At 41.0% G+C, this 18931-nt stretch carries 23 protein-coding genes; 10 read left to right on the forward strand and 13 right to left on the reverse strand.

Annotated elements, in window-relative coordinates:
• The first annotated feature begins 292 nt into the window (after positions 1-292).
• From BLR32_RS16520 to BLR32_RS16530, 3 genes are all read left to right on the forward strand, one after another.
• Positions 293-652, forward strand: a complete 360-nt coding sequence (locus tag BLR32_RS16520; RefSeq protein ID WP_089833682.1) for a hypothetical protein — start codon at positions 293-295, stop codon at positions 650-652.
• Between the two features lie 869 nt (positions 653-1521).
• Positions 1522-1836, forward strand: a complete 315-nt coding sequence (locus tag BLR32_RS16525; protein WP_143011495.1) for a hypothetical protein — start codon at positions 1522-1524, stop codon at positions 1834-1836.
• Positions 1837-1891: 55 nt separating this feature from the next.
• Positions 1892-2338 carry a hypothetical protein gene (locus BLR32_RS16530; RefSeq protein WP_089833686.1) on the forward strand — a complete coding sequence of 149 codons (447 nt, stop codon included), beginning with the start codon at positions 1892-1894 and terminating at the stop codon, positions 2336-2338.
• Positions 2339-2358: 20 nt separating this feature from the next.
• On the opposite strand, the gene BLR32_RS16535 is transcribed toward BLR32_RS16530, so the two are convergent.
• Entirely contained in the window at positions 2359-2595 is a 237-nt protein-coding gene (locus BLR32_RS16535) for a VF530 family protein (RefSeq protein WP_089833688.1), read from the reverse strand.
• A gap of 182 nt (positions 2596-2777) precedes the next feature.
• On the opposite strand from BLR32_RS16535, the gene BLR32_RS16540 reads away from it, so the two are divergent.
• On the forward strand, positions 2778-3797 hold the full coding sequence (locus BLR32_RS16540; protein ID WP_089833690.1) for a DUF4240 domain-containing protein: 1020 nt from the start codon (positions 2778-2780) through the stop codon (positions 3795-3797).
• Between the two features lie 605 nt (positions 3798-4402).
• Here BLR32_RS16540 and BLR32_RS16550 read toward each other — a convergent pair.
• Positions 4403-4954 (reverse strand): hypothetical protein, encoded by a 552-nt coding sequence (locus tag BLR32_RS16550; protein WP_089833694.1) that lies wholly within the window; start codon positions 4952-4954, stop codon positions 4403-4405.
• Positions 4955-5112: 158 nt separating this feature from the next.
• Positions 5113-5835: a DUF7003 family protein gene (locus tag BLR32_RS16555; protein WP_089833696.1), complete on the reverse strand. Its 723-nt coding sequence runs from the start codon at positions 5833-5835 to the stop codon at positions 5113-5115.
• 76 nt (positions 5836-5911) lie between these two features.
• Between BLR32_RS16555 and BLR32_RS16560 the strand changes: the two genes are divergently transcribed.
• On the forward strand, positions 5912-6271 hold the full coding sequence (locus BLR32_RS16560) for a DUF6438 domain-containing protein (RefSeq protein ID WP_262487415.1): 360 nt from the start codon (positions 5912-5914) through the stop codon (positions 6269-6271).
• A gap of 171 nt (positions 6272-6442) precedes the next feature.
• Here the strand turns inward: BLR32_RS16560 and BLR32_RS16565 are convergent, their stop codons facing one another.
• On the reverse strand, positions 6443-7195 hold the full coding sequence (locus BLR32_RS16565) for a hypothetical protein (protein WP_089833700.1): 753 nt from the start codon (positions 7193-7195) through the stop codon (positions 6443-6445).
• Between the two features lie 203 nt (positions 7196-7398).
• Between BLR32_RS16565 and BLR32_RS16570 the strand changes: the two genes are divergently transcribed.
• Positions 7399-8454 (forward strand): serine hydrolase domain-containing protein, encoded by a 1056-nt coding sequence (locus tag BLR32_RS16570; protein WP_089833702.1) that lies wholly within the window; start codon positions 7399-7401, stop codon positions 8452-8454.
• A 39-nt stretch (positions 8455-8493) separates the two neighbouring features.
• Here the strand turns inward: BLR32_RS16570 and BLR32_RS16575 are convergent, their stop codons facing one another.
• Both BLR32_RS16575 and BLR32_RS16580 read right to left on the reverse strand, forming a co-directional pair.
• Positions 8494-8919, reverse strand: coding sequence for a hypothetical protein (locus BLR32_RS16575; RefSeq protein ID WP_089833704.1), 426 nt, complete (start codon positions 8917-8919; stop codon positions 8494-8496).
• Between the two features lie 64 nt (positions 8920-8983).
• Positions 8984-9421: a hypothetical protein gene (locus BLR32_RS16580; protein WP_089833707.1), complete on the reverse strand. Its 438-nt coding sequence runs from the start codon at positions 9419-9421 to the stop codon at positions 8984-8986.
• 111 nt (positions 9422-9532) lie between these two features.
• Here BLR32_RS16580 and BLR32_RS16585 point away from each other — a divergent pair, with 111 nt between their 5' ends.
• The 3 genes from BLR32_RS16585 (at position 9533) to purE (ending at position 12580) form a co-directional block, all read left to right on the forward strand.
• Positions 9533-10471 carry a hypothetical protein gene (locus BLR32_RS16585; protein ID WP_089833709.1) on the forward strand — a complete coding sequence of 313 codons (939 nt, stop codon included), beginning with the start codon at positions 9533-9535 and terminating at the stop codon, positions 10469-10471.
• Positions 10472-10961: 490 nt separating this feature from the next.
• Positions 10962-12080: a 5-(carboxyamino)imidazole ribonucleotide synthase gene (locus BLR32_RS16590; protein WP_089833710.1), complete on the forward strand. Its 1119-nt coding sequence runs from the start codon at positions 10962-10964 to the stop codon at positions 12078-12080.
• A 5-nt stretch (positions 12081-12085) separates the two neighbouring features.
• Entirely contained in the window at positions 12086-12580 is a 495-nt protein-coding gene (gene purE, locus BLR32_RS16595; RefSeq protein WP_089834188.1) for a 5-(carboxyamino)imidazole ribonucleotide mutase, read from the forward strand.
• A gap of 155 nt (positions 12581-12735) precedes the next feature.
• On the opposite strand, the gene BLR32_RS16600 is transcribed toward purE, so the two are convergent.
• Positions 12736-13236 carry a hypothetical protein gene (locus BLR32_RS16600; RefSeq protein WP_143011497.1) on the reverse strand — a complete coding sequence of 167 codons (501 nt, stop codon included), beginning with the start codon at positions 13234-13236 and terminating at the stop codon, positions 12736-12738.
• A 163-nt stretch (positions 13237-13399) separates the two neighbouring features.
• Between BLR32_RS16600 and BLR32_RS34605 the strand changes: the two genes are divergently transcribed.
• On the forward strand, positions 13400-13570 hold the full coding sequence (locus tag BLR32_RS34605) for a winged helix-turn-helix transcriptional regulator (RefSeq protein WP_089833714.1): 171 nt from the start codon (positions 13400-13402) through the stop codon (positions 13568-13570).
• A gap of 27 nt (positions 13571-13597) precedes the next feature.
• Here the strand turns inward: BLR32_RS34605 and BLR32_RS16610 are convergent, their stop codons facing one another.
• The 6 genes from BLR32_RS16610 to BLR32_RS16635 all read right to left on the reverse strand — a co-directional run bounded on the left by BLR32_RS16610 (position 13598) and on the right by BLR32_RS16635 (position 18805).
• Positions 13598-14092, reverse strand: a complete 495-nt coding sequence (locus tag BLR32_RS16610) for a hypothetical protein (protein ID WP_089833716.1) — start codon at positions 14090-14092, stop codon at positions 13598-13600.
• A gap of 2 nt (positions 14093-14094) precedes the next feature.
• Positions 14095-15039, reverse strand: a complete 945-nt coding sequence (locus tag BLR32_RS16615; protein WP_089833718.1) for a helix-turn-helix domain-containing protein — start codon at positions 15037-15039, stop codon at positions 14095-14097.
• Positions 15040-15191: 152 nt separating this feature from the next.
• A complete protein-coding gene (locus BLR32_RS16620) occupies positions 15192-16031 on the reverse strand; it encodes an SDR family NAD(P)-dependent oxidoreductase (protein ID WP_089833720.1) in 840 nt (279 codons plus the stop codon).
• A gap of 284 nt (positions 16032-16315) precedes the next feature.
• Complete coding sequence (locus BLR32_RS16625) at positions 16316-16840, reverse strand: SRPBCC family protein (RefSeq protein WP_089833722.1); 525 nt, start codon at positions 16838-16840, stop codon at positions 16316-16318.
• Between the two features lie 29 nt (positions 16841-16869).
• Entirely contained in the window at positions 16870-17739 is an 870-nt protein-coding gene (locus tag BLR32_RS16630; RefSeq protein ID WP_089834189.1) for an SDR family oxidoreductase, read from the reverse strand.
• Between the two features lie 250 nt (positions 17740-17989).
• Entirely contained in the window at positions 17990-18805 is an 816-nt protein-coding gene (locus BLR32_RS16635) for an AraC family transcriptional regulator (RefSeq protein WP_089833723.1), read from the reverse strand.
• Between the last annotated feature and the right edge of the window lie 126 nt (positions 18806-18931).

Consider the following 18931-nt stretch of genomic DNA (forward strand, 5'->3'; position numbering starts at 1 on the left):
TTTCCTTTTGGCTGATTATACTATGAAATTGACAACAAGATAATGCGTAATAATGTAATAAGTTACTAGTAAATATTAAACGGATTGTAAACAATTTTAAATGGAAGTTAAATGGTGGTGGGCTTGTGTAAGGGTGTGCACGTAACGTTTGTGGGGGGTATGGGAATACACTTCATGGGGTGTCTTTGTTCTCTTGGTTGCTGAACGATGATTTTGCTGTGGGCAGCATGGAATAGTTTAACTTTAACCTTTAACCGACGCATTGATTGTATTTAATCACCATGTATTAAAAATGAATATCCAGGATCTAAAAGATATATTTGATCTGGCAATTTATAACAGGTTTAGAATGGGTAAAGAAATTGCCGCGGAACTGAATCCAACGGCTAATCATCTGAGAAGATGGATAGTTATTTACCAACCGGAAGGCCGGTCGCTGAACATAAACATACCAGAGCATGTTTATTACATTCGTGATTTTGAACTTGAAAAAGAAAAGATGTCTGAATTTATCGGAGATGAAGATTTAATAATGTGCAATGAACGACAATACTATTTAAATTCTGAGGAGGAGCTTATAAATTTGTTGCTGGATCTTCGTGTTAATCCAAAGCAGCTAACATACCCATGGCGGTGCGATTACCCGTTCTAGACAGTCGGTATTGTAAATATGATGAGATACCTGATAATCGGTTTTTAGGATCTGTCTGCTGGCATATAAATTATCTTTCTTCATTTATTTCCTACTTTAGGCAGAGCCTGCCCATGTGGGCCATATTAATCCCATTCAATAAGGCAATCTTTAGCTGTATGAAGTTCGATATGGACTTGAAGTAAACCAGATCAGGACAGGTCAAACCATGATTCCATAAGAGGCATAGATTTCCGACTTTACTGATAATGCTGATGAATTCCCCACCACACGTTTTTTGCAGTTCGTCCTCACGTTTTGCAGTTTGTATGCATCGTCCGAATTGGCGTTATTAATCGTGCTAATATTGTGTTAGCAATCACGAATAGCGGGCTGCACCTTAAATGGGAGAGGGGGCTGTTTGATTTGGTGAGCATGATTGTGATTGAGCAACTTTTTAATCACTAAAATTTGTCACTATGGCGTATGTGAAAGCATACTTGGGGAAGGAAATCATGCAAAGACAGGCAGAGTTTAAATGGGGTAATAATTTCCTTCAACACCTTTCAATGATTTAAAAGCAGGCTTTCCTCAAATAAATGATTTTCTAGGTGGGAATTTATATACGATCAAGCAGTAGTGATTTTTTGCAACAGTTTGAATTTGTGCCACAGCCAGTGGCACAATTGCCCTGGTTACGCAGCATCCAATAATTGAAGAAATGAAACGAGGTTTAATAGATGAAAGTGAATTAGCTCATATTCCAAACGATAGAGGGGAGGAGGGGGATTTTTAAGCTTATAATGGCTTTATAGATGCATTGAAATTGCTGAATTGTGTATATTTGGGAGTTACCTGCAAACTTGTATGACACCACATCCCTGATCGATATGAACTCAAACCGTGAATTTATAGATAGTTTAATTAATGAGCTTATTTCTATTCTTACCGTCATTAAAGAAAAAATTACTGATGATTCAGATTTAATCAGGACATCTTATGAGACTCCTCTGGAACTGCGAAAGGAGATAGACAGATGTATATACCAACTGCAACAAAGCCATAAAGATATCCTTGATGAAATAAATTTCCATTTTAGCCCGACAGGCACCTTTCAGGAACATTCAATGGCAAATGGATGGACTGAAAGTTATGGCGCATTCGCTGCGCGATTTGATAAGTTATATGAATCGTTGAACAACTAATCGCGTTGACAAATTGTTACCTGCTTGAGAATAAATTACCAGATTAAATTAACCTATGCGTAATCATGAAATAAAACTAACAAATAGCCTTGCTGCAATAATTACCAGATGCCTGTTATATGCCACGGTTACGGCGTTATTATATATTTACATGGAGCAGACGCGCTTAATGTGGATATTGTTAATTGTTTTCTCTGTTGCGGCTTTCTATAACTGGATTCGTTTAATAAGAAGAGAAGTAATTTTACTGATTGGCAACGATGGTATGAAATATGAAGGAAAGATGATAAAGTGGGAGACAATAGTCGATTTTGAAACCGTTACCTATCAGGACTCGGAAGCTGGAAACAATACCCACTTGATATTAAACCTCTCCAGTAGTCATTTGAGTGTAAACATTAATATTAGTAAGTTAAATACTAATGAAAAGCAAATCAGAGAGTGGATAGAAATGTATACTACATTACCTGTCGATAGAGGGCATCGGACTGTCTCCATATGACGAGCGGGTTGAACAAATCTCTACTTCAATTTCCCCTTACGCAACGCCTCTTTATAGAATTCTTCTACTTTAGTTCTTGCCCAGGGAGTCTTACGCAGGAATTTTAGACTGGATTGTACGGACGGGTTACTGATAAAACAATTGATCCGGATCTGGTATCCAAGTTCATCCCATCCGTAGCTATCTACGAGCTGAGTGATGATCTTTTCAAGTGTTACTCCGTGTAGAGGATCTTTTGACGTATTTCCGGTTTCCATATATTGCTGTTTGCGCAAAGATACGGCGGATAATGTAAAGAAGCTGTCTTCATAGTCTGGACAGTTTCCTGACCTTTATGCCTGGAATGGGGGAATTTATTTTATATATCGGCTGCTAACTATAGCATGTATTTCCGGAGTGCCGAAAAAATATTACTATTGCATATTATTTTTATATCCCTATGCTGCTTTATTACCCTGACGAAATTCTTTTAGCGATACCTCACAATACAGAATACTACGAAGGCTGGATTAATCATGAGACTGAATACCTGACAGTCAAACGCCACAAAGATCATTACAAATTACCTGAAACACCTTTGAGCGCACATGATCTTGCCGTCGGAGATATTGTGAATGTCGTTTATGAAAACGGCACTTACTTTTTTGACGGTGTTGTTGAAGAGTCAGGCTATAGTGCAGTACGTATTAATATCGCACAAAAGCAGGGGGGTAAAGAGGTATATGATATGATAAGCAGCCTGCATGGTGAAATACAGGTTCTTTTCGGTCCGGAATATCTGCGAATAAATATTCCACCGCATGTAGACTATGGCCCCTTAAAGGAATATTTTCTTGCGGAAGACCGAAAGAGGAACATTTTTTTCTGGGAGACCTGTATCAGGAAAAAGCATCTTTTTGACCTCAAAACAATCAATAAGTTCAGTTTCTGGGACCTGATTGAGGAATCTTACAAGCAGTCTCACGGAGACAAACAGCAACAGATAATCGTACTTACTGATTTATTACAACAATTCGATACCGAGATAATAATTGAATTTGAGAAGATATTCCGCGAGCTGATCATAGAGGCAGATACCTATAAAGTAATGGCTGCACTCAAAATCATCGATGGGGTAGTAAGCGACGACTCATATCTCTATTTCAGATGCTGGTTAATATCCCGCGGTAGAAGACTATTCAATGAGGTGGTTGAAAACCCCGATTATCTCGCCAACTATGATATTAGCATTGCCAATGACGTAGACCATGAGGCACTAATGTATGTAGCTACAGACGCTTATAACCGGAAAACAGGAATTGAGGAAGAAGATGACTCGTTCCCCAGGGGTATTGCTTACGCCGCAGGGCTCGACTATGATTATGGCGCTCCTCCTACTAAGGGAACAGACTGGACCGAAGAAGAATTACCTATGCTCCTTCCCAGGTTATGGCAGCAATACAATGGTCTGTCTATTTAATGTCTTCTTACATTGATTTGAGGCGACACTTATTTGCCCTGTTACCATCCGATATCTTTAACCTGTATGTTATTCAAATAATGCAAACAATAACACGCATATTTAAAGCGAAAACAAATTTTCTTCATCTTCTTGCAGTTTTCCTGCTTGCTTTTTTTACATGTTCAATATTATTTGTTCTAATTATTCCTCTTATATATTGGATGATACTTGGGGAAGGTGCAGAGGCAACAAGAATTGAGGATTTACCCTTGAACGCATTTATCGCTAACTGGGGTGCTTTAATGGTGGTTTTAATTGTTAGTTCAATTATAGGATTAAGACATACCTGGAAAGGAACGTTTAGTTGTGCAAAGTCTTATTTTATTACAATGTTGATCCTTATAGTACTTTATTTTTTCAGAGTGCCGACATGGAACTTTGTGCTTTCGTAAGCCTTCCATGAGTTAACCGACTGCGAGGCGCCTCGTACCTGATGCGAAAAAAAAATATATAGAGTGACATTACTTCCAAAACCAATATCGACAGAAGAGTTTGATCTTTTCTTCAGCAACGTGGACGAATCCATTTCCAAAACCGCAAACGCATAGCGCTTGCGGTTTTTTTTAATTAGCAGCAGAAGAACCAAAGCCCCATCTGACAGGGATATTATGCTTTTCTGCATAAGCTTTGCCAAGCATCGTGAGCTTGTTGAATAATTCTTCAAATCTGGTATTGTATTTATCGTGAATAACCTGTCCCTTTGCTTGTATCTGCTCTTGAGGAGCACCTTCATCATACATCTTTGCAAGTTCACGGTATTCGTTTTTATAGATAGCCAGCACATATTCATGTAAAGACATCGAAGTTTGAATCATTTCTTTTGTTTCCGACGTCTCTGTCAGCTTACTCAGTTTTTTAAGATTGTCTTCTACGACTAATATCTTCAGATCAATAGTCTCCTTTCTGGTCATTGGCACGACATCACTTTTGCTGCCTTCCTTGAGCTTTACAGACGGAGTTTCCAGTTCGTTCATCAGGCCATCACCCGAAATGCCGGTGATCGAATTACAGTTTAATACGGCTTCGTCAAAATACTTTTCAGGGGGAGTCAGATTACAGGATGTAAGTATCTGGCAGGTAAGAAGCGCCAGCATAAAAACTTTTTTAACAGACATAGATATACTATTTTTTGGGCAATAAAGATAACGGATATCCGCCAATTCTAATAGTTGATGCTATTTGTTCAGCCATGCACCAAAAAGTCGGCTGCGTCGCAGCACCATCGGTTATTCAAGGCAGAGCGGATTAGTAGAGCACGCAAGAGATAGATGAATCAGACGCTACCTCCATATGGCCAGTTGCTCCAATGATTGTTTGGACTTTTGGTAGGTTTATAAAGAGAGCTGTCTCCTGATTCCAGTACCCTTGCAATCATCTGAAATGTCTCATTTTCGGAAGGCCTTTCCTCTCCAGCTATATCGGGATGGAACCACTCGTCCAGCTGCATGATCCTGGGCAGGTTCTGGCGAAAACAATCATATATTTCATCTTCGACAGCCAGAAACTCGTCCTTGAATTCCGGGAGGCTTGCACGCATAAATTCATATACTCTTATAGAAGGCGGATTTTTCAAAGCAACGTTACGCGCAGCGTAGAATGCAGGATCTTTGGGTATGATGACTTTCTGGTCTCTGATCAACATGGTGTGTACGTCAGGATTGAGTGTTCCCCATTGGTCGCCTACGAAAGTAGCGCCTTCATCACTATCGGCTGTTACCAGCAGAAAATTCGCATTATTCATTCCTGCTGCGAAAGGAAGGCGATTACCATATATGTACAGGCAATTCTCTATACCGTCGTGTCCATATAAGCGATAGTGGTAGCCTACTACTTCAATGGCTATCACCCAACTTTCAAGATCGCCAAAGACGGACAATCTCGATACTACGGGGTAAATATATCCATTGTCTAACATGGGAAAATTGAAATCTTTTGCGCAGGCATCTAATTGAGTCAGTATGTCGTTAGCGGAAAAAACTGCTTTGTTGTTCGGCATAGGAGTTAAAGTGGGTGGTTTGGCCTGCCGAAGGTAACACAAAAGTTGCACTGATAAAAAGCCAGTTATCTCAAAGATAGTCTTTGAGGCTGATGCCTGTTTTGGAACTTGTCCGGTTTTTACTATGTCGGTTTTAGAAGATGGGACTGCCTATTATGATGCCGAAATGTACAATGATCAACAAGGGCATTTTAAAACAATAGTAGAAAAGGCCCAGTTGGACAGCTTGAAACAGCTTATTGAGCTGAGTAACATTCTAGGACTAAAAGACAATTATTCAATACCTGTTACAGATCATCCAACCTATACGCTAAGAGTGCAATATAACAATGACCAGCAAAAAACAATTAGAGATTATGGGCCTGGTGGACCGGACGAACTTAAAAAGATATATCACTTTATGTTCTCATTGAGAGAAACGCAGCACTGGAGATAATTCTGCAGAACAGCCGATGAAGTTTCAGCTTGATTCATCCGATCTGGGGCAATCTCATAAGACACCCAAAAGGCAACGCGCCAGAGATGCAATCTTTGACGCGTTGCCTTTTTAAATGCTTGGTAGGGAAACAAATTCGAACCAGTTAATAGTGTTATCAGGGCCTTAAATCTAATTGGGTAAGCTATATGTAATTTTTCCCTGCTGGTCCAAAAAGTTCAGTTTAGCTACGCCGTTGGAATCTACCAGTAACTGAAGCCTTGGTTTTCCCATGCGATCAGCAAGTGTTACCATTGCCGTTTTGCTATCATCCTTTCCGACAAAAACACGCTGAGCGACCGCCTTCTGACCCATTTTAGGCTCCATTAATTTCTTCAGTAATTCTTCCTTTGCCGGACCATCCGGAAGTTGTTGTGCTTTTTTATAATCAGCCCGCCATTGCCAGAATGGAGGAGCGGTTTGCCAGTCGTCAATATGAAGGCCTGTATTTTGGTCGCCATTGTCGTCAGAATAGGTCAGGTAGAGTACCTGATTCTGATTATACTGATCAAAAGAAAGGTGCCCTGTGGCGTGGTATCTACCTGTGCTGTCCTTGCCTCCCATGAATACTAATCCGCCATCTTCTGTGCCTTCGTCGTTGTAAAAGACAAGTCCCGGCCTATTCCCACCAGGAATAGGTGGGGTAAAAGGCTTGCCATAGGCAAGTACTTCGGGAGAACGGCTTTTATTAGAAATGACCATCCGCAGTTGACCATTGCTTTCCAGAATGTTAATACGTTCCACTGAGATCTCTTTAAAACGTCCGATATCGGATATACCAGAAAATGCAAACAGACCTATGGCAACTAAAAGCATCGTTAAGATACCTGCATACCATTTAAGTCGTTGTAATTCCCTTTGCATTTTGGCTAATTGTTGTTCCATGATAAAGTGTTATTAATGAATAAGTCACATTTTTTGATGGCGGCGAAGATAGTTTAATTTTATAGATGTTACTGTTGGGGGTAAACTAGCGGATATGCAGGAAAATTGAACCAGCAGGTGACTGAAAGCAAATGTGAAGAAAATAAATTACCTTAACAAGGTAAACAGTCCCATGTATCTGAACGATAACAAAGATTAACATCATGAGACCATTTATTTTATTTCTAACATGCTTCCTCTTACCAGTCGCCTCAATTGCACAACAAGATACTATTGATGTTTTTATAGCTAGTCAAATGAAACAGCAGGGAATCGTTGGTCTATCAATAGGAATTATAAAAAGTGGGAAAGTAATTAAGGCTAAAGGTTACGGACGGGCAAATATTGAATTGGATGTTCCGGCATCAGAAAAAACTGTTTATAAGATAGGCTCCATTAGCAAACAGTTTGTAGCAGTTGGTATCATGGAATTGGTGCAGGAGGGTAAATTAAAAGTATCTGACCCCATAACGAAATTTATAAAAAACGTTCCTGCAAAATGGAATGCTGTCACCATTCGTCATTTGCTTAACCATACATCGGGATTACCCATAGATCCTCCAGGCTTTGATGGCATGAGAGCCCAGGCAGATTCTGTTTATATCAAAACCGCCTTTACTGATAGTTTGGATTTTCCAACTGGTTCGAAATTCGAGTACAGCAATTTCGGCTATTTTATATTAGCGGATATAATAAGGATCGCTTCTGGCCAGTCTTTTCCTGATTTTATGAAGAAATGTATTTTCGATGAATGTGGCATGGGTAGTACCAGAACAACATCGCTCGAAGCAATAGTTCCGAACAGAGCGGCTGGTTATATAAAGGATGCCAATGATTCTATACTAAATGCACCAAACTATATTGCGCTGCGACCTAGTGGGGCTTTTCTCTCAAACATAAATGATTTATTGAAATGGGAAATGGAAATGCAGAATGGCAAACTGCTTACGCAAAAAAATTGGAATCTGATGTGGGGTGATACAATTAAAACTCCTCTTACAATGGACAATGAGGTCATGTATTATGGTTATGGCTGGATGACAAATAAATTGAACGGGAAGCAATTTGTACATCACGCAGGCTCATTGCCTGGTTTTAAGTCTGTTTATTTTCGTTATATCGAGGATAAGACAGCAATAATTATGTTAACTAATGCTGATAATGCAGATGTGTATGCAATTGCATTTGGAGTAGCTGATTTATTGCAGACGGGAAAATAAACAAAACTGAGTCATGCCGATTATTGAAACGAGAAAGGTCTATCCCTGCTGTTGCTTCAGATCAGGATAACGTGAAGCCAGCTCCTCGTGCAAAAGGCGCATACCACATACATATGTAGACACCAGGATCCTTTTACCCTTTCCCTTGTGAGGAACGATATGTAGGTAGTTCCAGGCAAACTTGTATCCTTTTACATCTTCCAGCAGGATCTCTCTGTTAACAAGTCTGGATACTTTACGCACACTATGGTTATCCCAAAAGATCTTTTCATCGACCTGTAAAATACCGCATACGGAAAGACCAATGGCAATAAGCGATACAGGTAAAATAAAAAAGATGCCTTTTCTGAGAAAAGGATCGAAGAATGAGTAGATCAGCAGGCTAACAAATACGCATATTAGAGCGCTGAACATTAAGTAAGTGGCATTCCTCCAGCCGCGGGTCAAATAAAAAACATCTTCCATGGAGTAAGGGTAAATATTTGCTGTAAATATAAATCCTGGCCGTTGAAATCCGATAAGACGGCTTCTAAATAGATTTATTCCACTTTGGAAATACGCCGAAGATATCCTGGTGTTGCCTTAATAAGTTTCTCTTTAACACTTCCGGGCAGTCAGTATATCTGGTATTGTGAGTTACGTACCAGTATATATTCAAAGCTTCAATATTTTCTCTGGCCATCTGTTTTTTCCAGGCAATATGTGCTGGCGTTTTACCAAACTGCTGGCCATTGATGATTTCATCTTTCAGGCCTCCCAATCCTTCGTTTCTAATTGAAAGAGAGCCATCTTTTTCAATTTTTCCCGAATGTCCAATGTAGATAAGCTCAACTCGTCCTTTTTTTAAGGCATAGATAACGTATACACCACTTTTATCAGCAGGTGCATTGCATACTGTCTGGAGATCGTTTTCTGGAGTGAGAAAGAAATGATCCTGTGTTTTGTATTTATCTAAAATGTCAAACATGGTGCAAATATAGGTTATCTGGCGAGATTGCTTTTAAAGGAAACTAATTCATGACGCCTGGCAAGTAGATAAAGGTTATATTTACAGGTCAATTTAGCTTAAAATTATCACATGTTTTCTTTCTTCAAACGTAACAAGGCGAAGGTACAGATACCTGAATGGGCAGATTTCTTCACTCCTGCAGAATATGAAAATTTCCTGGCACAGATCGATAAATATTTCAAGAAGGAAAAGATCAGTTATGTTATTAATGATGGAATGGCAGATGCCTCTTCTGATCGTTTCGGTGGATACCAGATCGGTCTGCTCAATCTGGCACAGCGTTGTAAACAGGCCGCTCCCTCCGCATGGAATGAGATCATTCACGAACAGTTTGTCCAAATGGAAGAACTGGCAGCATTTGATAAGAAGTTTATCGAGCAGTCGACTGATTTTTCTTTTGCAAAGGAATACATTGGGGTAAAGCTTTACCATGTAGACTATTACAAGGAAAATATGGAGAATGTCGCCATTGTAAGGCATCTGACGGAAGATATTGTAGCCATGCTTGTATTTGATCTTCCGCATTGTATAAAGAATGTTGCCCGCAGGGACTTTGACGCCTGGAATAAGACTGAGGACGAGATATTTACTTTAGGTTTAAAAAACATCGAAGAAAAATACCATCCCGACATCATCATGCAGAAAATTGGTGATATCCAGTGCTGGCTGGCAGATGGTGAGCACTTTTATGCCCCCAATATTGTGCTGGACCTGGCCAACTTTCCGCTGGTGATCGGTGCATATGGCACGCTGGTGGCCATACCCAACAGGCATGCTGCATTCCTGTACCCGATAGAAGATCTGGAAGTGGTAACGGCCTGCAATACATTGATACCTGTTATCTACAATATTCATCATGAGGGCCCAGGTTCCATCAGTAATAGCCTGTACTGGTATAGAAACGGCAGATTTATCAAAATACCTTGTGAAATTGATGATAATACGCTCAGGATGGCGCCTCCGGAAGAATTTGTGGAGATGCTGAACAAGCTGGAGGAAAAGAAATAACCGGTAGACAATGCCAGTTAGTAGTACCTCGGCAGGAGCAAAAGTAGTCCGTATCTTGGTCGGCAAGGTAGGTATCCGGTATTGGCAGTATAAGGCTTGCTTCAGGATCAAGCTTTGATTTATTGGCGAATATCCGTATTTAAGATATGAGAATGCTTTTATAATTGATATACATATATTTATGAGGATTTTGTATTCAAGCACGTGATTAAAACAGGGGAGGATTGTCAATTTTGCTAAAGTGCGGTCCTGGTATCAATTTATATAATATTGTTATTTAATATCAGCAATCCCGACTTTTAGACGTATGTAATGTCTATTATAAGGTGGCCGAAAAGCCGGCAGATACACTAGCTGCGGGCATTTTACCTTTCTTGCATATCAGCTGTTTCATCAGAGCTCAGGATACCCCCAAATGCTAAAACGCTTAGGGGAATGGCATTACGATCATTGACAATAGTTTTATACCTTTGCATCCCAATTGAAGATTATGCTAGAAAATTTGAAAATAGGAATATTAGGGGGCGGTCAGCTGGGAGGTATGCTTATACGGCATGCCATAGATCTCGGCCTCAGCGTTTCAGTAATGGATAAAGACGCAAATGCGCCTTGTTCACGTTATACTTCCTCTTTCTTTTGTGCCGATCAAACATCGTATGAAGCGGTGTTGGAATTCGGCAAGGGCCTTGATGTTATTACTATAGAAATGGAGGCGGTAAACATTGATGCTTTACGCGAACTCGAAAAACAAGGGAAAAAGGTTTTCCCGACTCCTGATACTATTAAAGTGATCCAGGATAAGTTCACTCAAAAACAATTTCTACTATCACATAATATACCGGTTGTGCCAGGGGTTGCCGTTGAAGGCAAAGGCGATCTGCACAAGTATGAAAGTAAACTACCAGGCTGTCTGAAAAAACGACGTAGCGGTTACGACGGCTATGGAGTGATGGTTTTGAAGACCCCTGCAGACATTGACACTGCTTTTGAAGAGCCAAGTGTGCTGGAAGAGTTGGTGGATATTAAGCATGAAATTTCTGTTATCGTAGCAAGAAATGAACATGGCGCTGTAAAGTGCTATGATCCTGTAATGATGGTATTTTCCGAAGAGAGATTCGTACTTGATTTTCAGGTGGCACCAGCTGAATTAGAAGAAGGGATACGGAAAGAAGCCATCGCTGTTGCTGAAAAAATAGCGGATGCGCTCAAACTTGTTGGTATTCTTGCAGTGGAAATGTTTGTCACAAAAGATAATCGCCTTTTGGTGAACGAACTTGCTCCAAGGCCTCACAACAGTGGGCACCACACGATAGAAGCCAGCACAACATCGCAATATGAGCAGCTGCTCAGGGCCATATTAGGATTGCCACTGGGTGACACAGCTCTTCATTGTCCTTCTTTAATGCTGAACATACTTGAAACGGCTGCGTTGATTTCGAACAGAGCAGAGAAACTACAGCACCTGCTGGATGTGCCGGGAGCACATCTTCACTGGTACGGCAAGAAAGGCAACAGAATAGGCAGGAAAATAGGTCATATAACCGTTACAGGCAGCACAATGGAGGACGTTGTCGCAAAGGCTGAAACCATTCGGAAAATTTTAAATTGAAAAATATGAAACAGGTAGAAGTAGGCATTATTATGGGCAGTAGTTCAGATGCGCCTATTATGCGTCAGGCAATAGAGGTGTTAAAGAAATTCGACATAGGTTACGAGTTTAATGTTGTGTCGGCACACCGCAGCCCTCAAAGAATGTTTGAATACGCAGCTGCCGCTGAAGGACGTGGTTTGAAGATCATCATCGCCGGCGCTGGTGGTGCAGCCCATCTTCCGGGTATGGTTGCTGCTATTACCACTTTGCCTGTAGTGGGTGTTCCCATCAAGTCTTCAAACTCTCTTGATGGTTGGGATTCTCTTCTGTCTATCGTGCAAATGCCTGGCGATATACCTGTAGCCACAGTAAGTGTTAATGGTGCTCATAACGCCGGTTTGCTGGCGGTACAGATCCTGGCCACTAGCAACAGCACTCTCAGACAAAAGCTGACAGCATTGAAGAAAGAGAATAATGAGAAGGTTGCCAAGCAAAATGAGACTTTGGATCGTAGTTAACAGAGGGGAGTCGCCCCGGCCTTAGCTATGCTACTTTAATATAATGCCCGCAGACTTGAAGTTTGCGGGTTTTTTATGTCCCTTTGGGCCTCATTAGTAATGGGGGAATTGATTAGTCCCGGCAGGTGTACCCCGCCGGGGCTAATTTTAATAATTTAATTGATCTTCACTAACCGCTCCTTCATTCCCTCATCAACATGTTTAACATCGACAATAGTCAGTGAGGGTTCAGTCGCTCCCTGCGGCTTCAACATCTTGTTGATCCGTTTCTCTGTATTGCTGACTGTCCACATACCACCAGTCAATGGGTCCACGATTAACATACCAATAGCCCCGCCGATCAGGATGTTTCCAAAGTACCAGCCATTTAATTTAAAATGGATAGGCATAGTAAATTCCTCATATCCGGCTTTGGTGAACTTTACGGTATACTGAGCCGGAGAGAAGTAGCCGGCACCGGATTTCAGTCGTACCGTTGCAGGTGTGTTACCGTTAAAGACTTCCTTCCCTTTTTTGTTGGTGATCACCAGTTTGGCATCCCCGGGATTAGAATTTACTACAAAAGTGTGCTGGGTGCCTCCAAAAATAGTAGCGCAGGAGGAAAAGGTAAGTGCGGCGACAATAGCTAAGCCGCACATCGTGTGTGCTTTTTTCATGGTAAAGGGAGTTGCTTTCAGTTGAATATAGAAGGTTATAGTTAACGCTGTCTAAGATATCATTCATTTTCTGGTTTTTCAAAATAAAAACAGTTTTTTTTAACCCGTTTGATAGATGCTGGTACACGGGGAGATTCCGTAATGTTAGCCAGCTGCAGCCTGGTTGATAATTGAGCTGGGATGTAGTTATAACGAGAAGCCTCCACGAGTTGAATATGAATTAAGCGAGATCGGTCAAATGGTTATGCCTGTTTTGTTGGCTATGACAGCATTAGGAGAGCAAATGCATGATGCTATAACCAAATATAAACGTGGCGCTATAGGTGTTCATTGATAAATAGTGATAAGAATAAGTGAGTGGCTAATTTTCCAGGGATGTATGGCCTACTCTATGGGCTAATAAAAGCAGCATCTGAAGGTGAATCAGTATAGCGTCTTTTTTATCGTCATGTGGTCCTTCCACCTCATCTCTTATCAGTTGAAAAAGTACTCCTATTGTGGCCGCTTGTCCGCGTGGCAGGTTGCTGATAATTACCCTGAAGTTGAAAATTGAGTCTTGTTTGAACAATTTGATAATATAGGGGGATTGCTCAAAATATAGTGGTTTTACTTTGCAGTAGTGCAAAATTGATCTGCCGGACAAGCTCCAGACTGCCCTGCAGCCAGGCTTTAGAAAAATGAGGTCTCCTGCTGCAAGAAAGGAAAGGTGTTTTTCCAGTAAAACAAACCCTGATCCCGATACTACCTGGAAGATCTGATAAGCATCTTCAGTTACATGCTCCCCGATTAAATTTGCTCTTGTATGGCAGCTGACAGTAATTTCAGTATTTCCCTGCATTGTAATCTTTTGGATCATGTTTAGCCTATCCTTACATTAGTGATCGTTTTTCTAAATGCCAGGGGGGAGATATTTTCTTTTTTCTTAAAAAAAGAAGTAAAGGCTGCCTGTCCTGAAAATCCAAGGCCGTCACTAATTTCATTTATTCCCCAATCGGTATGCACGAGAAGAGACTTTGCTTCGTGAAGTAAACGTTCCTGAATGTGATCTCTAACGGTTTTACCTGTATGTTTCTTCACAAGCGAGTTCAGGTAGTTGGGATGCACATGCAGTTCATCTGCAAATTCAGCTGCTGTTTTTAGTTTGGTTAATGCGTTGCGGTCCCGTACCTGAAAAGAAGATTCCAGCAATGATAGGAATTTGTATATATGACCATAGTTTTCCTGCACTTCTGTCTGAATACGGTTTTTTCCTGCCCGCTGACTTTCCAGTAAAAGTAGCTGAAGCTGAAGCATAATTGCTTGTTTGCTGTCGTCACTATCGCTTTGGGCTTCTCTCAGCATAGTAGCAAAATATCCGTTTATAGCGGCTGATTGGTCTTCCTGCAGCTGTACAACTGCTTTGTCTGGCAAAAAATAAGGGAACTGCTTTAGCCACTGGAGCACATGCTCTGCATCCCGGCCAAAGAAATCAGGGTGTATTAAACAAAAGTGGCCACCTGTTTCTTTTGATGTGGTTTGCCAGGACACGATCTCATCAGGGTGTAGAAATCCGATTTCATTGCGTCCCATTTCATACTGGTGGAGGCCCACTGTAAGTATGCCGGTTCCGGAGGTCATGTGAAATATCTTGTAGAATTTTCGACGGTGCGGTGAGATATAGTCCTTAACAGGATAGGTTTCTCTGTTCTGAATGATAAAATAACTGGAATCAACCGGATAATGCTGGACATCGAACAATGGTATTTTATAACTTTCTGTAGCGAAAGTCTCAAGCTCTTTCCTTGGTATTGAAGAATTTTCCATACTACTAAGCTAAAATACTTAAGAAAATCAACAAAGTGTACTTACTGATAAAGCCATTACTGGTATACTAATTTACCAAAAATTACTTTTTAAATATGCATGACCAGTTTTGTGAAAGCCCTGGTCATGCATATCAGCTATTGCTAAAGCTCCTAAAAATCAGTAGATCTGCTGATACTTTCATATGTCTTCAAATCTGCCTGTAAGGCTTCAATTTTACTATTGGCCATACCAAAAGAATCGGAGCCCAGGAAGAGGTGCAGCGGTTTGGTTTCCATTTCTGCTACCTGGATAAAAGCTGCTGCTGCTTTTTCGGGGCTTCCTGGCTGATTGCCGATGATTTGCTCATTATGGATTACTTCCAGGTCGCGTGCCTCTTTATATTCGCTGATAGGTGAGGCAGCGGTGCGAAGTGAACCCTGTAGTAAGAAATTGGTTTTGAAATAGCCTGGATAAACAATGGTCGCAGACACGCCCATTGATTTAACTTCGGCAGACAGTGCTTCTGTTAATCCTGCTACTGCAAACTTAGTAGCGTTATAGATACCCCATCCAGGGAAGGTGCCCAAAAAGCCTGCAATAGAAGAGATATTGAAAAACGCTCCGGACTTCTTCTCACGGTAGTGTGGCATCACGTTACGAATCACGTTCAATGTACCGAATACATTTACATCGAAGTTTTGGCGAGCTTCTTCATCTGTAAGTTCTTCCAGTGTGCCTAATTGTCCATAACCGGCGTTGTTAACCACCACATCGATACCACCCAGTTTGGCGATAATTTGCTTAACCGCCTGCTGAACGCTCTCGTTGCTGTTTAAATCAACCTGAAGGGGCAGAAAGTTTTCGCCCGTATAGTTTACTTCCTTACTTAACATACCAGCATCTCTTGAAGTGGCTGCCACTTTGTAGCCTTCTTTAAGTAAGCGTTGTACCAGTGCTAAACCTAACCCTTTTGAAGCACCTGTAATAAACCAAGTTTTTTCTGTAGCCATGATTTTAAGTATTTGTTTTGTGAAACAAAGGTGATACATATTTCCACGGCGGTATTTACTCAGATAACAGGGAAATTTTCGATTTTCAAATATGGGCCATTCCCATTTGCAGTCATCTTCTGATTAATGGCTGATTCGAAAATTAAAGTATAAGGTGTTAATATCCTCACTTCAACCACACCGATTACTGCTGAGCGCGCACTTTCGGAGTTGACGAATGGCTAACAATAAGAAGAAGTCGCTATCGGAAGTCATGGGGATATTTATTTCAGCAGGTGCATCCGCTATTCTTCAGCTTTTACCTTCAGGTCTTTAAGCCATACTTGTAAGGAACGTTCTAATCCTTTTTGAAATTTATTACGCAGTAGGGTTACCATCCAGCCTTCCATGCTTTCATCAACTTTTACGGTCGTTTGGCCATTGTGCTCTATAAAGGACCAGTTATGGATGGCAAATGCTCCAAACGCTTTGCCTGACCAGCCAATTTTTTGTCCGGGGATGGCGGTATGCAGCGTAGAGTGAATGGTCAAGCCTCCACTTTTCCAGTCGAAACTATTCCCTTTTTCAAACGGTCCGGTTAGCCTGGGGGCTTGGGCCTCCGGATGCCAGGCCGTCCAATGATTTATATCACTCATCACCTCGTAAACTTCTTGCGCAGAAGCATTGATAGTTATTTCCTGATGGGTGATAACCGGTGCATGCTTGTTGATAAATGGTGAGACAACATAGGAGCTGTTCAACTCCAGATAGGCGATGATCGTTACGAATATCCCAACTAACGTAAGTACGAAATAAATCAGTTTTTTCATTTCAGTTGTTTTAGTATGATGATATTTTATTAGCAGAAATACTGTTTGTAATCCAGGGCGAATTGCTCGAAACTAATGGCATGTTGTCCGGTGATATCTTTCACGGTATTAAAAACATGGGCGGCTTCTCCTCTGGCATAATGCGCATAATCTTCAATCAAGCCGCCAACCTGCCACTGGGGAAATCCGGCTACTGTCAATGCACCTTGCATTTGTTCTGGTGTCAGGTCTACATATTTTATATTAATACCCAGAACATCAGAGAGTATTTCTGCCATTTGAAAATGAGTGATCGCTGCCGGACCAGTTATCGGGTAAATTTTATTTTCATGACCCGGTTCTGTCAGGGCCGTTGCGGCAACCGCCGCGATATCCCGGACGTCCACTGAGCTGACAGCGGCATCTCCCAATGAACCATAGAACGTTCCCTCATATTTGATATAATGTGCAAAGGCCGTTAGCCCCTGCATAAAGAGGTTGGCCCGAAGGAATGTATAGTCCATGCCCAGTTCCCTGATCCTGTTTTCCACCACCGCATGATAACGAAGGAAACGTACAGGTGAATGCTCATCTGCTGCCAGCTGGGATAGCTTTACAATGTGTTTCACCCCCGCTTTGTGCGCTGCATTTACAAAGTTTAACTGAAGTTGCTCAGATTGTTCCAAAGAATTCGTCAGTAAAAATGCCTTTTCTATACCTTGTAACGCCTGCTGAAGGCCATAGGCATCAGAAAGATCTCCAATGGCAACTTCTGCCTTCGGTAAATGGCTCATTAAAGTACCCTGATCGTTATTGCGGACAAGCGCCCGAAAAGGAGTATTTCTGTTTACCAGCATCTTAATCAATTGTGTGCCTACGGTGCCTGTTGCTCCTGTAATTAATACGTTGTTGTTCTTCATATACTGCATTTTTATATCACAAAAGTAGGCTCGCTGCGAGACCCAGTATTGTAAGAAAACGAAAGATGTTCATTGTGTACAATGGCTATGCTGATGGTTTACTGGGGCATTGATAAAGCACTTGACACCCGGCCCACATTTGCTGTGAGCGGAAATAGAAGGATAGGCAACATATATCTGTTAATGGTCTGCGAAAGGAGAGCGCTGACCTACATAATAGCCTGATACATTACGGCACAGAAATGCGTAATTAGTGTTTTGGGTTACAGATTGACTCTTGGAATTTGAGGTATTTAGAAGGGCTAAGATGTAAATAGTGATTAAAATCTTTAATCAGCTGGCTTTGATCATAATATCCACACCGATCTATTATTTCAAACCAATCTATTTTGGTATTTCCAAGAGAAATTTCCTGCAAGATCTCAATCGCCTTAAGGAAGCGGCTGTAGCGGTACATTTCTTTTGAGGTATAGCCAAAATGCTTTTTGTGGTTGGTCTGCACAGATCTTTCGGACAATTTGTTCTTTTGAGATATCTCCTTAATAGGACTGAAAGTATTCCGGTCAGATCCGGCAATTTGTTCTGCTATTTTATCACGTCTACGCAGGTAGGGTTTACTGAAGTCAAGTATTGTTTCGATGCGCTTTTCATTACCACTGATTTGTCTTAATTCAGACCAAAGAGTGGTAAAACAATCTTCATGAAGCAGTTCATCAGGATGCAGGGCCTCTTGCGTAATGCCTGCATTGCCAAAGAACCTGAAAAAAGCATCATCTTTAAAATTGCATACAAGTATCTCGGCTCCGGGGGGTAATAAATAGTTGAAGGCATGTTTTATTGGGCCAAGTACTATACAGGTTTCCACGGTGATCTGATCACCGGTTTTACAAATAAATGACGCCGGGATACCAAAATTAAAAATCATGATCGTTTGGTACGAAGGAAGAAGCGTCTTTTCAATTACTACATCAGACTTGTTCTCTGCACAATAAAAATGAGAAAAGACATCTTCGAATGCCTGCGGCACGGACACCCGATAACTATTATAACCTGCTATATCTTCCATTCTTTAAAAGGGAATAACTTCCACACATGCGAATATAATAAGACTTTGAATTGTTATGGTCATTTATTGGGAATACCTGTATGATTGGTTACTTACAATAATTTAATAACACGCCAGCTATCTATT

It is taken from the genome of Chitinophaga filiformis, assembly GCF_900102545.1.
Classification (GTDB): Bacteria; Bacteroidota; Bacteroidia; order Chitinophagales; family Chitinophagaceae; genus Chitinophaga; species Chitinophaga filiformis.